Annotated in this window: 8 protein-coding genes and 2 rRNA genes; 4 read left to right on the plus strand and 6 right to left on the minus strand. The window is 67.6% G+C overall.

The genetic code is table 11. The features are described 5' to 3' along the window. Both ACZ3HV_RS43980 and ACZ3HV_RS43985 read right to left on the minus strand, forming a co-directional pair. A 23S ribosomal RNA gene (locus ACZ3HV_RS43980) occupies positions 1-2,730 on the minus strand; the annotation flags it as partial. Between the two features lie 302 nt (positions 2,731-3,032). Beyond that, positions 3,033-4,561 (minus strand): 16S ribosomal RNA (locus tag ACZ3HV_RS43985). Positions 4,562-5,477: 916 nt separating this feature from the next. Between ACZ3HV_RS43985 and trpS the strand changes: the two genes are divergently transcribed. After that, positions 5,478-6,500 (plus strand): tryptophan--tRNA ligase, encoded by a 1,023-nt coding sequence (trpS, locus tag ACZ3HV_RS43990; protein WP_234386121.1) that lies wholly within the window; start codon positions 5,478-5,480, stop codon positions 6,498-6,500. A 44-nt stretch (positions 6,501-6,544) separates the two neighbouring features. Here the strand turns inward: trpS and proC are convergent, their stop codons facing one another. The 3 genes from proC to ACZ3HV_RS44005 form a co-directional block, all read right to left on the minus strand. Continuing rightward, positions 6,545-7,354 (minus strand): pyrroline-5-carboxylate reductase, encoded by an 810-nt coding sequence (gene proC / locus ACZ3HV_RS43995; protein WP_033269001.1) that lies wholly within the window; start codon positions 7,352-7,354, stop codon positions 6,545-6,547. A gap of 110 nt (positions 7,355-7,464) precedes the next feature. After that, on the minus strand, positions 7,465-8,250 hold the full coding sequence (locus ACZ3HV_RS44000) for an ABC transporter permease (RefSeq protein WP_397817743.1): 786 nt from the start codon (positions 8,248-8,250) through the stop codon (positions 7,465-7,467). After that, complete coding sequence (locus ACZ3HV_RS44005) at positions 8,247-9,092, minus strand: ABC transporter ATP-binding protein (RefSeq protein WP_465693816.1); 846 nt, start codon at positions 9,090-9,092, stop codon at positions 8,247-8,249. The genes ACZ3HV_RS44000 and ACZ3HV_RS44005 overlap by 4 nt, the downstream gene beginning before the upstream one ends. A gap of 272 nt (positions 9,093-9,364) precedes the next feature. Between ACZ3HV_RS44005 and ACZ3HV_RS44010 the strand changes: the two genes are divergently transcribed. The 3 genes from ACZ3HV_RS44010 (at position 9,365) to ACZ3HV_RS44020 (ending at position 13,089) form a co-directional block, all read left to right on the plus strand. Further along, a complete protein-coding gene (locus tag ACZ3HV_RS44010; protein ID WP_465693818.1) occupies positions 9,365-9,769 on the plus strand; it encodes a hypothetical protein in 405 nt (134 codons plus the stop codon). Between the two features lie 205 nt (positions 9,770-9,974). Further along, entirely contained in the window at positions 9,975-11,579 is a 1,605-nt protein-coding gene (locus ACZ3HV_RS44015; RefSeq protein ID WP_465693819.1) for a SulP family inorganic anion transporter, read from the plus strand. A 109-nt stretch (positions 11,580-11,688) separates the two neighbouring features. Continuing rightward, complete coding sequence (locus ACZ3HV_RS44020; RefSeq protein WP_465693820.1) at positions 11,689-13,089, plus strand: M1 family metallopeptidase; 1,401 nt, start codon at positions 11,689-11,691, stop codon at positions 13,087-13,089. A gap of 3 nt (positions 13,090-13,092) precedes the next feature. On the opposite strand, the gene ACZ3HV_RS44025 is transcribed toward ACZ3HV_RS44020, so the two are convergent. Further along, on the minus strand, positions 13,093-13,889 hold a 797-nt coding region (locus ACZ3HV_RS44025; RefSeq protein ID WP_465693821.1), incomplete at its 5' end, for a class I SAM-dependent methyltransferase.

The following is a 13,889-nucleotide window of genomic DNA, read 5'->3' on the forward strand; positions in this document are numbered from 1 at the left end:
GCCGACATCGAGGTGCCAAACCATCCCGTCGATATGGACTCTTGGGGAAGATCAGCCTGTTATCCCCGGGGTACCTTTTATCCGTTGAGCGACGGCGCTTCCACAAGCCACCGCCGGATCACTAGTCCCTACTTTCGTACCTGCTCGACCCGTCAGTCTCACAGTCAAGCTCCCTTGTGCACTTACACTCAACACCTGATTGCCAACCAGGCTGAGGGAACCTTTGGGCGCCTCCGTTACTCTTTAGGAGGCAACCGCCCCAGTTAAACTACCCACCAGACACTGTCCCTGATCCGGATCACGGACCCAGGTTAGACATCCAGCACGACCAGAGTGGTATTTCAACAATGACTCCACCATGACTGGCGTCACGGCTTCAAAGTCTCCCACCTATCCTACACAAGCCGAACCGAACACCAATATCAAGCTATAGTAAAGGTCCCGGGGTCTTTCCGTCCTGCTGCGCGAAACGAGCATCTTTACTCGTAATGCAATTTCACCGGGCCTATGGTTGAGACAGTCGAGAAGTCGTTACGCCATTCGTGCAGGTCGGAACTTACCCGACAAGGAATTTCGCTACCTTAGGATGGTTATAGTTACCACCGCCGTTTACTGGCGCTTAAGTTCTCAGCTTCGCCATGACGAATCATGACTAACCGGTCCCCTTAACGTTCCAGCACCGGGCAGGCGTCAGTCCGTATACATCGCCTTACGGCTTCGCACGGACCTGTGTTTTTAGTAAACAGTCGCTTCTCGCTGGTCTCTGCGGCCACCCCCAGCTCAGAGAGTAAATCTCATCACCAGAAATGGCCCCCCTTCTCCCGAAGTTACGGGGGCATTTTGCCGAGTTCCTTAACCATAGTTCACCCGAACGCCTCGGTATTCTCTACCTGACCACCTGAGTCGGTTTAGGGTACGGGCCGCCATGAAACTCGCTAGAGGCTTTTCTCGACAGCATAGGATCATCCACTTCACCACAATCGGCTCGGCATCAGGTCTCAGCCTTAACGTGTGACGGATTTGCCTACCACACGGCCTACACCCTTACCCCGGGACAACCACCGCCCGGGCTGGACTACCTTCCTGCGTCACCCCATCACTCACCTACTACAAGTCTGGTTCGTCGGCTCCACCACTCCGCTTCACCCGAAGGATCCACGGCGGCTTCACGGACTTAGCATCGCCTGATTCAATGTTTGGCGCTTCAAAGCGGGTACCGGAATATCAACCGGTTGTCCATCGACTACGCCTGTCGGCCTCGCCTTAGGTCCCGACTTACCCTGGGCAGATCAGCTTGACCCAGGAACCCTTAGTCAATCGGCGCAAGAGTTTCCCACTCTTGTATCGCTACTCATGCCTGCATTCTCACTCGTGAACCGTCCACAACTCGCTTCCGCGGCTGCTTCACCCGGCACACGACGCTCCCCTACCCATCACAGCCTCCGTTAGAAGTATTGCTGCAATGACATGACTTCGGCGGTGTGCTTGAGCCCCGCTACATTGTCGGCGCGGAATCACTTGACCAGTGAGCTATTACGCACTCTTTCAAGGGTGGCTGCTTCTAAGCCAACCTCCTGGTTGTCTCTGCGACTCCACATCCTTTCCCACTTAGCACACGCTTAGGGGCCTTAGTCGATGCTCTGGGCTGTTTCCCTCTCGACCATGGAGCTTATCCCCCACAGTCTCACTGCCGCGCTCTCACTTACCGGCATTCGGAGTTTGGCTAAGGTCAGTAACCCGGTAGGGCCCATCGCCTATCCAGTGCTCTACCTCCGGCAAGAAACACACGACGCTGCACCTAAATGCATTTCGGGGAGAACCAGCTATCACGGAGTTTGATTGGCCTTTCACCCCTAACCACAGGTCATCCCCCAGGTTTTCAACCCTGGTGGGTTCGGTCCTCCACGAAGTCTTACCTCCGCTTCAACCTGCCCATGGCTAGATCACTCCGCTTCGGGTCTTGGGCACGCTACTCAACGCCCTATTCGGACTCGCTTTCGCTACGGCTTCCCCACACGGGTTAACCTCGCAACATACCGCAAACTCGCAGGCTCATTCTTCAAAAGGCACGCAGTCACGACACAGAGACAAGTCTCTGTGCGACGCTCCCACGGCTTGTAGGCACACGGTTTCAGGTACTATTTCACTCCGCTCCCGCGGTACTTTTCACCATTCCCTCACGGTACTATCCGCTATCGGTCACCAGGGAATATTTAGGCTTAACGGGTGGTCCCGCCAGATTCACACGGGATTTCTCGGGCCCCGTGCTACTTGGGTGTCTCTCAAACGAGCCGCTAATGTTTCAGCTACGGGGGTCTTACCCTCTACGCCGGACCTTTCGCATGTCCTTCGCCTACATCAACGGTTTCTGACTCGTCCTGTTGCCGGCAGACAACAGAAGAGAGATCCCACAACCCCAACCACGCAACCCCTGCCGGGTATCACACGTGACTGGTTTGGCCTCATCCAGTTTCGCTCGCCACTACTCCCGGAATCACGGTTGTTTTCTCTTCCTGCGGGTACTGAGATGTTTCACTTCCCCGCGTTCCCTCCACACTGCCTATGTGTTCAGCAGCGGGTGACAGCCCATGACGACTGCCGGGTTTCCCCATTCGGACACCCCCGGATCAAAGCTTGGTTGACAGCTCCCCGGGGCCTATCGTGGCCTCCCACGTCCTTCATCGGTTCCTGGTGCCAAGGCATCCACCGTGCGCCCTTAAAAACTTGGCCACAGATGCTCGCGTCCACTGTGCAGTTCTCAAGCAACGACCAGCCACCCACCACCCCAACCCGAAGGCTGAGTTCACTGGGGCCGGCATCGCGAAGGAGCAGACCTGAAGTCCGCACCCTCAGATACCCAACAGCGTGCCCGACCCGACCAGCCAAGACTCACGTTCCACGCCGAAGCAGTACTAATGATCCCAACCAACCGTGCCGAATAGTCAACGTTCCACCCATGAGCAACCAGCATCAGACATTCGCCGATGTACTGGCCTCTGACCAACCAAAGGCTGGTAAGAAGTGCTCCTTAGAAAGGAGGTGATCCAGCCGCACCTTCCGGTACGGCTACCTTGTTACGACTTCGTCCCAATCGCCAGTCCCACCTTCGACGATTCCCTCCCACAAGGGGTTGGGCCACCGGCTTCGGGTGTTACCGACTTTCGTGACGTGACGGGCGGTGTGTACAAGGCCCGGGAACGTATTCACCGCAGCAATGCTGATCTGCGATTACTAGCAACTCCGACTTCATGGGGTCGAGTTGCAGACCCCAATCCGAACTGAGACCGGCTTTTTGAGATTCGCTCCACCTCGCGGTATCGCAGCTCATTGTACCGGCCATTGTAGCACGTGTGCAGCCCAAGACATAAGGGGCATGATGACTTGACGTCGTCCCCACCTTCCTCCGAGTTGACCCCGGCAGTCTCCTGTGAGTCCCCATCACCCCGAAGGGCATGCTGGCAACACAGAACAAGGGTTGCGCTCGTTGCGGGACTTAACCCAACATCTCACGACACGAGCTGACGACAGCCATGCACCACCTGTACACCGACCACAAGGGGGACCCTGTCTCCAGGGTTTTCCGGTGTATGTCAAGCCTTGGTAAGGTTCTTCGCGTTGCGTCGAATTAAGCCACATGCTCCGCTGCTTGTGCGGGCCCCCGTCAATTCCTTTGAGTTTTAGCCTTGCGGCCGTACTCCCCAGGCGGGGAACTTAATGCGTTAGCTGCGGCACGGACGACGTGGAATGTCGCCCACACCTAGTTCCCAACGTTTACGGCGTGGACTACCAGGGTATCTAATCCTGTTCGCTCCCCACGCTTTCGCTCCTCAGCGTCAGTATCGGCCCAGAGATCCGCCTTCGCCACCGGTGTTCCTCCTGATATCTGCGCATTTCACCGCTACACCAGGAATTCCGATCTCCCCTACCGAACTCTAGCCTGCCCGTATCGAATGCAGACCCGGGGTTAAGCCCCGGGCTTTCACATCCGACGTGACAAGCCGCCTACGAGCTCTTTACGCCCAATAATTCCGGACAACGCTTGCGCCCTACGTATTACCGCGGCTGCTGGCACGTAGTTAGCCGGCGCTTCTTCTGCAGGTACCGTCACTCTCGCTTCTTCCCTGCTGAAAGAGGTTTACAACCCGAAGGCCGTCATCCCTCACGCGGCGTCGCTGCATCAGGCTTTCGCCCATTGTGCAATATTCCCCACTGCTGCCTCCCGTAGGAGTCTGGGCCGTGTCTCAGTCCCAGTGTGGCCGGTCGCCCTCTCAGGCCGGCTACCCGTCGTCGCCTTGGTAGGCCATCACCCCACCAACAAGCTGATAGGCCGCGGGCTCATCCTTCACCGCCGGAGCTTTCCACACGGAGGTCATGCGACCCCGTGTCGTATCCGGTATTAGACCCCGTTTCCAGGGCTTGTCCCAGAGTGAAGGGCAGATTGCCCACGTGTTACTCACCCGTTCGCCACTAATCCCCTCCCGAAGGAGGTTCATCGTTCGACTTGCATGTGTTAAGCACGCCGCCAGCGTTCGTCCTGAGCCAGGATCAAACTCTCCGTGAATGTTTACCCGTAATCGGGTGAAACACACACGAGAGCGGAACGACCAGACGGAATAGGTCCGGTCGTTCACAGCGTCCTCGCTGTGTGTGCCATCCGCATCACATGGATGCCGATGGACTTTCAAAGGAACCTCATCCACCGAGGTGGACGGGGTATCAACATATCTGGCGTTGACTTTTGGCACGCTGTTGAGTTCTCAAGGAACGGACGCTTCCTTTGTGCCTGTTTCACCAGGCTCTCCGGGCGCTTCCCTTCGATGTTGCGTTTCCGACTCTATCAGATCCTTGCGGTCCCGATTTTCGCCGGTGCGATTCGGCCTTTCGGCTTCTTCGCGGTTCCAACCTTACCAGATCCGTTTCCGTCTCCGGCCCCCTGTTGGAGCGGGGTTGGCCGTTCGGCTTTCGCTTTTCGGCCTTTCCGACTCTATCAGATCTTGTTCGTGCCGTTGCCGGTTCGAATTTGTTTCTGATTCCCCGTCGGAGGGGGTTTGTTCGCGCCTTTCGGCGTGATCACTACGTTAGCGGAATTCCTCGTCGACACATAATCGCGCCGCGGTCCGAATTTCGGCATGCCGAAATTGTTCCCAGTGAGGGGCCGTGCAGTAGTGGTTTGCCGCGAAGCGGCGGGATGGTTGCTCGGAGCCTGTCGACTCCGTGGCAACTCGGAGGACACTACACGAGGGGGTGGGGTTGTTCAAACCCGCGCGGGGAGGGGGTTTGCCGGGTACTTTGGGGTCCATGACTACGCATGCGCTCGTACAGCAGTGGTGGCCCGCCTGACGGCGGCCGCCCAGCAGTGCATGCATGACCACGGCCGCCGCTTCGGCGGCCGTTCGCGTTTCTGCATCCGTAACGGCCGGTGAGGTCGGCGGTCTCGATGCGCACTCGGAGGAGTGCGGGACTTCGGGAGAGTACGGATGGACGAGATGACGGTTCCGGCGTCGGGGCGTACGCGGATCTTCAGTGGTGTGAAGCCGACGGGGCATCTGACGCTGGGGAACTACCTCGGGGCGGTGCGCGGGTGGGTCGAGGAGGACCAGCACCGTGCGGACGCGCTGTTCTGTGTGGTGGATCTGCACGCGCTGACCGTGGAGCACGATCCGGCGCGGGTGCGGCGGCTGACCCGGCAGGCCGCGACGCTGCTGCTGGCGTCGGGGCTGGATCCGGAGGTGTGCACGGTGTTCGTGCAGAGCCGGGTGGACGAGCATGCGCGGCTGTCGTACCTGATGGAGTGCACGGCCTCCGACGGGGAGATGCGGCGCATGATCCAGTACAAGGAGAAGACCGCGCGCGAGCAGGCGCGGGGTGGGAGCGTGCGGCTGTCGCTGCTGACGTATCCGGCGCTGATGGCGGCGGACATCCTGGCGTACGGGGCGCACGAGGTGCCGGTCGGTGAGGACCAGGCGCAGCACGTGGAGCTGACGCGGGATCTGGCGATCCGGTTCAACCAGCGGTACGGGGCGACGTTCGTGGTGCCGAAGGCGACGCTTCCGAAGGTGGCGGCGCGGGTGATGGACCTGCAGGAGCCGACGTCGAAGATGGGGAAGTCGCACGACCGGACGGCCGGCATCGTCTATCTGCTGGACGAGCCGGAGGTGGTGCGGAAGAAGGTGATGCGGGCGGTCACCGACGGGGGCAGCGAGGTGGTGTACGACCGTGCGGAGCGGCCGGGGCTCGCCAATCTGCTGGATGTGCTGGCCGCGTGCACGGGCGGGGATCCGGAGCGGCTGGCCGGTGCGTACGACTCGTACGGGGCGTTGAAGAAGGACGTCGCGGAGGCCGTGGTGGAGACGCTGCGGCCGGTGCGGGAACGGCACGCGGCGCTGGCCGCGGAGCCCGCGTATGTGGACGAGGTGCTCGGGCGGGGCGCGGAGCGGGCCCGGGGCATGGCCAGGCCGCGGGTGGACGCGGCGTACCGGGCGATGGGGCTGCTGGCGTAGCCGGGGCCGGTGGGGGCGGTCGGCCGTCCCCACCGGCGCGGGGGTCAGCCGTTGCCGGTGGCCAGTTCGCGGCTGCGGTCGCGGGCGGCTTCCAGGGCGGCGATGAGGGCGGCGCGTACGCCGTGGTTCTCCAGTTCGCGGATGGCGTTGATGGTGGTGCCGGCCGGGGAGGTGACGTTCTCGCGGAGTTTGACGGGGTGTTCGCCGCTGTCGCGGAGCATCACGGCGGCGCCGATGGCGGCCTGGACGATGAGGTCGTGGGCCTTGTCGCGGGGCAGGCCGAGGAGGATGCCCGCGTCGGTCATGGCCTCGACCAGGAAGTAGAAGTAGGCCGGGCCGGAGCCGGACAGGGCGGTGCAGGCGTCCTGCTGGGACTCAGGGACGCGCAGGGTCTTGCCGACTCCGGCGAAGATCTCCTCGGCGCGGGTGAGGTGTGCTCCGGTGGCGTGGGTGCCGGCGGAGATGACGGACATGGCCTCGTCGACGAGGGCGGGGGTGTTCGTCATGACCCGTACGACGGGGGTGCCGGCGGCCAGCCGCTCCTCGAAGTAGGCGGTGGGGATGCCGGCGGCGCCGCTGATGACGAGGCGGTCCGCGGGGACGTGCGGGGCGAGTTCCCGCAGGAGGGTGTCCATGTCCTGCGGCTTGACGGTGAGGATGAGGGTGTCGGCGGACTTGGCGGCCTCGGCGTTGCTGACCGCGTCCACGCCGTAGCGGGCGTGGAGCTGGTCGGCGCGTTCCTGGCGGCGGGCGGTGACCAGGAGGTCGGAGGGCGCCCAGCCGCCGCGGATCATTCCGCTGAGGAGCGCTTCGCCGATCTTGCCGGTGCCGAGGACTGCGACCTTCTGGGTCATGGTGCGGGTTCGCCTTTCCGCTGCGCTGGGCCTTTGCCGTCATCCTCGCACCGTGCGGGGTGCCGGGCCGGTGCTGTCCGGTGGGTGGGCGGTTCGGGGCGGGCGTGCGGTCACGCGGTGCGGCGGCGGAGGGTGGCCGCGCCCAGGGCGAGGACCAGGAGGGCGAAGGCGGTGACGACGAGGCTGTCGCGGAGGAAGGCGGTGGTGACGTCGGGGTGGTGGAGGACCTCGGTCATGCCGTCGACGGCGTAGGACATCGGGAGGACGTCGGAGACCGCTTTCAGGGCCGGCTGCATGGTGTCGCGGGGGGTGAAGAGGCCGCAGAGGAGGAGCTGGGGCATCAGGACGGCGGGCATGAACTGGACGGCCTGGAATTCCGAGGCGGCGAAGGCCGAGACGAACAGGCCGAGGGCGGTGCCGAGGAGGGCGTCGAGGACCGCGACGAGCAGCAGCAGCCAGGGTGAGCCGGTGACGTCGAGTCCCAGGACCCGGACGGACAGCGCGGTGGCGAGGGCGGATTGGACGATCGCCAGCAGGCCGAAGGCGAGGGCGTAGCCGCTGATCAGGTCGGCCTTGCCGAGGGGCATGGCGAGCAGGCGTTCCAGGGTGCCGGAGGTGCGTTCGCGCAGGGTGGCGATGGAGGTCACCAGGAACATGGTGATCATCGGGAAGATGCCGAGGAGCGAGGCGCCGATGCTGTTGAAGGTCTCCGGGCGGGCGTCGAAGACGTAGCGCAGCAGGGCGATCATCACGCAGGGGACGAGCAGCATCATCGCGACGGTGCGAGGGTCGTGGCGCAGTTGGCGCAGGACCCGGGCGGTGGTGGCGAGGGTGCGGGACGGGGAGAGGGCCGCGGCGGGGGTCCGGCGGGCCGGGGGCGTGGCGTCGGGGGTCATCGGACCGGCTCCTCGGTGGTGGTTCCCGATGGTGCGGGGGTGGCGGCGGCCTCGTCGACGAGGTGGAGGAAGGCGGCCTCGACGGTCGCGGTTCCGGTGCGGTCACGGAGGGCGCGGGGGGTGCCGTCGGCGAGGATGCGGCCCTCGCGCATCAGGAGCAGCCGGTGGCAGCGCTCGGCCTCGTCCATGACGTGCGAGGAGACCAGGAGGGTGGTTCCGCGGTCGGCGGCGAGGGCGTGGAAGAGGTGCCAGAGGTCGCGCCGGAGGACGGGGTCCAGGCCGACGGTGGGTTCGTCGAGGACGAGCAGTTTGGGGGCGCCGAGCAGGGCCACCGCGAGGGAGACCCGGCTGCGCTGGCCGCCGGAGAGGTGGCCGGCGAGGGCGTCGGCGTGCCGGGTGAGGTCGACGTCCTCGAGGGCGCGGGTGACGCTTTCGCGGCGCCGGGTGCGGGCGCCACGGCCGGGGTGCAGGACGGCGGCGAAGTAGTCGAGGTTCTGGCGGACGGTGAGGTCGTCGTATACGGACGGGTCCTGGGTGACGTAGCCGATGCGGGGGCGCAGGCCGGGGTCGCCGGCGGGCCGGCCGAGGACGTCGAGGGTGCCGGTGACCTTGGCCTGGGTGCCGACGACGGCGCGCAGGAGGGTGGACTTGCCGCAACCGGAGGGGCCGAGGAGGCCGGTGATGCGGCCCGGGGGGATGGCGAAGGTGAGGGCGTCGAGGACGGTGCGGCGGCCTCGGACGACGGTGAGGTCGTGGGCGTGGACGGCGGGGGTGCCGGGGCCGTTCGAACGTGGGGGGCCGGCTGGGGAGGCGGGGTCGTCGTCACCACCGTAATTCATCATGCGATGAATAATGTGCGGGGGAAGGGATGACGTCAAGGGGTGGCGTCAGGGGTGGGCCGTGGGGTGAGTGCGCCGCGGAGTGGTGGGCGGACGGTTCGGCAACGGCGCATGGGGGCACGGGCGGCGCTCCGACGGCCGCCGGAGCGAACGGAACCCTTCCTTCCTGTCCGATAACCCTGCGTTTACAGGGTGGTTACATAACGGGTGGCGGCCGGGCGCGTCCGCCTCGACACAATGGGGGGACGTGTCCAGCCGCGCCGGAAGGGGCGACGATGACGACCATCCAGGTCCGCGGCCTCGGCCGGCTCCTGTTGATCGTCGTGACCCTCGTACTGGCCCTGCCGCTCGTCGCCGGCGGCACGTACGGAGAGCGGGCGGCGGCCCCGCCGGCGGCCGGGAACAGCGCCGCCGGCACCGGCTCCCCGGGCTCCGCCCCGGTGGCGTCGGACCCCTCCGACCATCCGGAAGCGGCCGGTGACCGCTGCCAGCCGCGCCGCGGCGGACGCTCCGCGGCCACCCTGTGCGCGCCCGCACCGCCGGGCACCCCGGTCTCCACGGCCGGGCCCGTACGGACCGAGGGCGGGCTGCGGGTGACCGTCCCGCTGACCGGCCGTCAGGCCGTACCGCTGTCGAGATCGGGCGAACTGCCGGTCCGCCACCTCGCTTTCCGCTGCTGAGCGCGAAGAGCTGCCCCAGGGGCCTCCCCCGGCCCGCGCATCCGACGGATCCAGCCGTCCTCGCATTTCCCCCTTCCTGGCGCGCGGCGCCCGGTGCCGGTCCGGCCTGCCCGGGCCGCGGCCGGGCCCGGGCTCGCGCCGGTGCCCGGCCCCCGGGCCCGGGCGGACGCGCGCCACCGCATCTCGCAACCGTGGAGGCATGCTCATGCGTAGGTTCCGTGTTGCCCGCCCGCGCCCGTCCCGGCCCTCGATACCGTCCCCGGCCGCCCGGCCCGCCGACCGCTCGTGGCGCTCGCCGGCCGTCTGGCGCGCCGACTTCACCGCCTCCCTCGTCGTCTTCCTCGTCGCCGTCCCGCTCTGCGTCGGGGTGTCCGTCGCCTCCGGGGCGCCGGCCGAACTGGGGCTGGTCACCGGCATCGTCGGCGGGCTGCTCACCGGGCTGCTGCCGGGCAGCAGCCTTCAGGTCAGCGGGCCCGCCGCCGGGCTGACCGTGCTGGTCTTCGAGGCCGTGCAGGACTACGGGCTCGGCGCGCTGGGCGCGCTGGTGCTGATCGCCGGGGTGCTCCAGCTGGTCATGGGGGTGCTGCGGCTGGGGCGCTGGTTCCGGGCGATCTCCGTCGCCGTCGTCCAGGGGATGCTCGCCGGCATCGGGCTGGTGCTGATCGCCGGGCAGCTGTACGCGCTCGCGGACGCCAAGGCGCCGGGCGGCGGGCCGGCGAATCTGGCCGGGCTGCCGCGGCTGGCGATGGACACCATCGGGCCGGACCCGGCGCTGGGCGCGCTGGCGGTCGGCGTGTCGACCATCGCGGTGCTGGTGGCCTGGCCGCGGCTGCGGCAGCTGGCGCCGGCGCTCCCCCGGCCGCTGGCGCGGCTGGCGTCGCAGGCGCCGCAGGTGCTGCCGGCGCCGCTGGTGGCGGTGGCCCTGGTGACCGCCGTGGTGGCCGGGTGGGACCTGCCGGTGGCGCGGGTCGAGGTGCGGGGCCTGCTGGATGTCGTCCAGCCGCCGGGCGGCGCGGACTTCGCGCGGCTGACCGAGGCCGGGGCGGTGGCCGGGACGCTGGGCACGGTGCTCGCCTTCACCCTGATCGCGTCGGCCGAGTCGCTGTTCAGCGCGGCCGCGGTGGACCGGCTGCACGACGGGCCGAAGACCGATTACGACAGGGAGCTGATGGCGCAGGGCGCCGGCAACACGGTGTGCGGGCTGCTCGGCGCGCTGCCGATGACCGCGGTGATCGTGCGCAGTGCCGCGAACGTGCAGGCCGGGGCGCGGACGAAGACCTCGCGGGTGCTGCACGGGGTGTGGCTGCTGGTCTTCGCGGCGGCGTTCCCGGCGGCGCTGGGAGTGGTGCCGCTCGCGGCGCTGGCGGGCGTACTGGTGCACGCGGGCGGCAAGTTGATCCCGGTGAAGGCGTGGCGTCCGCTGTGGCGGGAGCACCGTGGTGAGGCCGTGGTGCTGGCGGCGACGGCGGTGGCGATCGTGGCGACCAACATGTTCGAGGGGGTGCTGCTGGGGCTGCTGATGGCCGTGGCGAAGTCGGCGTGGGCGACCTCGCACGTCCACCTGGAGGTCGCGGGCCTGGAGGGCAGCGGCGTGGTGCACGTACGGGCCGTGGGCAACGCGACCTTCCTGCGGCTGCCGAAGCTGCTCGACCAGTTGGAGGCGCTGCCGCGCGACCGGGAGATCGAACTGGACCTGTCGGGGCTGCGGCACCTCGACCACGCGTGTGCGGCGGCGCTCGGCAGCTGGGAGGAGCAGCGCCGCGGCCCGGAGGGCACCGCGCGGGCGGCCGCCCGGTCCACCGCGCCCTGAGCGGGCGCCGTCCGGTGCCCGTAATGCGGCCGGATCGGCAACTGAGCGGCGTTCCGGGGCAAATGACCGTAGGGTCGGGGAGCTGTGATCACCGACCTCTGGGAGCGCTGTGACCCGCCGGCCCCTTCGCTGCTGCGGTGCGACCGCCGCGCTGTCCGTCGCCCTCCTGCTGTCCTCCTGCACGGGTGCCGGCGGGGGGACGGCGGGCAGCGGCGGGGTCGGTGATCCGCTGTTCCCCGCGCTCGGCAACGGCGGCTACGACGTACGCCATTACGGGATCACCCTCGACTACGACGTCGCGCACAAGCGGCTGGCGGCCACCACCGAGCTCACCGCCCGGGCCGGCAAGGACCTGCGGTCCTTCAAGCTCGACCTGCAGGGGCTGCGGGTCACCGCCGTCCGGGTCGACGGCAGGGCCGCCGCGTTCTCCCGCAAGGGACACAAGCTGACGGTGCACCCGGCCGAGACGATCGCGAAGGGCGCGCAGTTCCGGACCGGCGTCGACTACGACGGCACCCCGCAGGAGATGACCGACCCGGACACATCGACGGAGGGCTGGGTCACGACCCCCGACGGGGCGTTCGTGTCGGGGGAGCCCGCCGGGTCCATGACCTGGTTCCCGAGCAACAACCACCCCTCGGACAAGGCGGCGTACGACTTCCGGCTCACCGTTCCGCAGCACTACACCGCCGTCGCCAACGGGCAGCTGCGCGCGGAGAAGACCGCCAAGGGCAAGACCACCTTCGAGTGGCACAACCCGGAGCCGATGGCGACGTACCTCGCCACCGCCACCATCGGGAAGTTCGACGTGCACACCTCCCGGACGCGCGACGGGCTGCCGCTGTACGTCGCGGTGGACCCGGCGGAGGTCGCCGCGAGCAAGGGACCGCTGGGCCGGCTGCCGCAGATCATCAGCTGGGAGAGCCGGCTGTTCGGGAAGTACCCCTTCTCCTCGGCGGGCGCGATCGTCGACCACACCCCGCCGCGGATCGACTGGCTCGCCCTGGAGTCGCAGACCAGACCGGTCTACGCGGGCGCGCCGGACACCGTCACCGTGGTGCACGAGATGTCCCACCAGTGGTTCGGTGACTCGGTGACGCCCAAGACGTGGCGGGACACCTGGCTCAACGAGGGCTTCGCGACCTACGCCGAGTGGCTGTGGGACGAGCACGAGGGCGGCAAGACGCCCCAGCAGCAGTTCGACGCGCTCTACCGGACCCCGAAGGACAACCCGCTCTGGGCCTTCCCGCCGGGCGACCCGGGCACGGCGAAGAACGTGACCGAGACGCCCGTCTACGAGCGGGGCGCGATGGTGCTGCAGCAGCTGCGGCGGGCGGTCGGCGACAAGGCCTTCTTCCGCATCCTGAAGGAGTGGCCCGCCAAGTACCGCTACCGCAACGCCGATTCGGCGGACTTCATCGCCTTCAGCCAGGAGCGCACCGAGGTCGATCTGACCGGCCTCTTCCACACCTGGCTGTACGGCAAGGGGAAGCCGGAGCGCACGTACTGAGGTTCAGGACGGGCGGCGGGTGACGGTCAGATCGAGGGCGTACGCCTCCTCGACGGTGCCGTCCGGGAAGACGTCCAGGAGGGCGGTGCGCTCGGCCTCCAGGACGGGCGCGGCGGCCGCGGGGCCGATGGCGGCGAAGTAGGAACGGCTGCCGAGCATCGCGAGGTGGGTGTCGAGGGGCACCCGCCGGGTCCAGTGCAGGACGCGGGTGGCGGGGCGCAGCCCGAGGCCGAGGCCACGGATCAGGTCGGGGGCCTCCGGGGCGACGCCGTGGGCGTGGTAGCCGGGGAGGCGGCGGGCGAGCCGGGCCTCCTGTTCGGCGGCCCAGGGGACGCCGGGGTCGGGGACGTTCCACCACAGGGCGAGCGCGCCGCCGGGCCGCAGCACGCGGAGTGCCTCGGGGACCGAGCGGGCCGGGTCGGTCCAGTGCCAGGACTGCGCGTAGCCGACGAGGTCGAAGCCGGCGTCGTCGGAGAAGGGCAGGGCGTCGCCGAGGGCGCGGACGAGCGGGGTGGCGGGGTGGGCGGCGCGCAGCCGGCCGGCCATCGCGGCGCCCGGCTCGACGGCGGTGACCTCGGCGCCGCGGGCGGCGAGCAGTGCGGTGGCGATGCCGGTGCCGGCGCCGACGTCCAGCACCCGCGCGCCGGCCAGCGGCCGGCCGGCCAGTTCCTCGACCGCGTCGAACAGGGCCGGCGGGTAGCCGGGGCGGGCGGCGGCGTACTGGGCGGCCACCGCGTCGAAGGCGCGGGCGAGGGTGGCATGGCCCGGGGCCTCGGGCGGCGGGGGCGGGAGGGTCGGCA

It is taken from the genome of Kribbella sp. NPDC020701 (assembly GCF_055562215.1).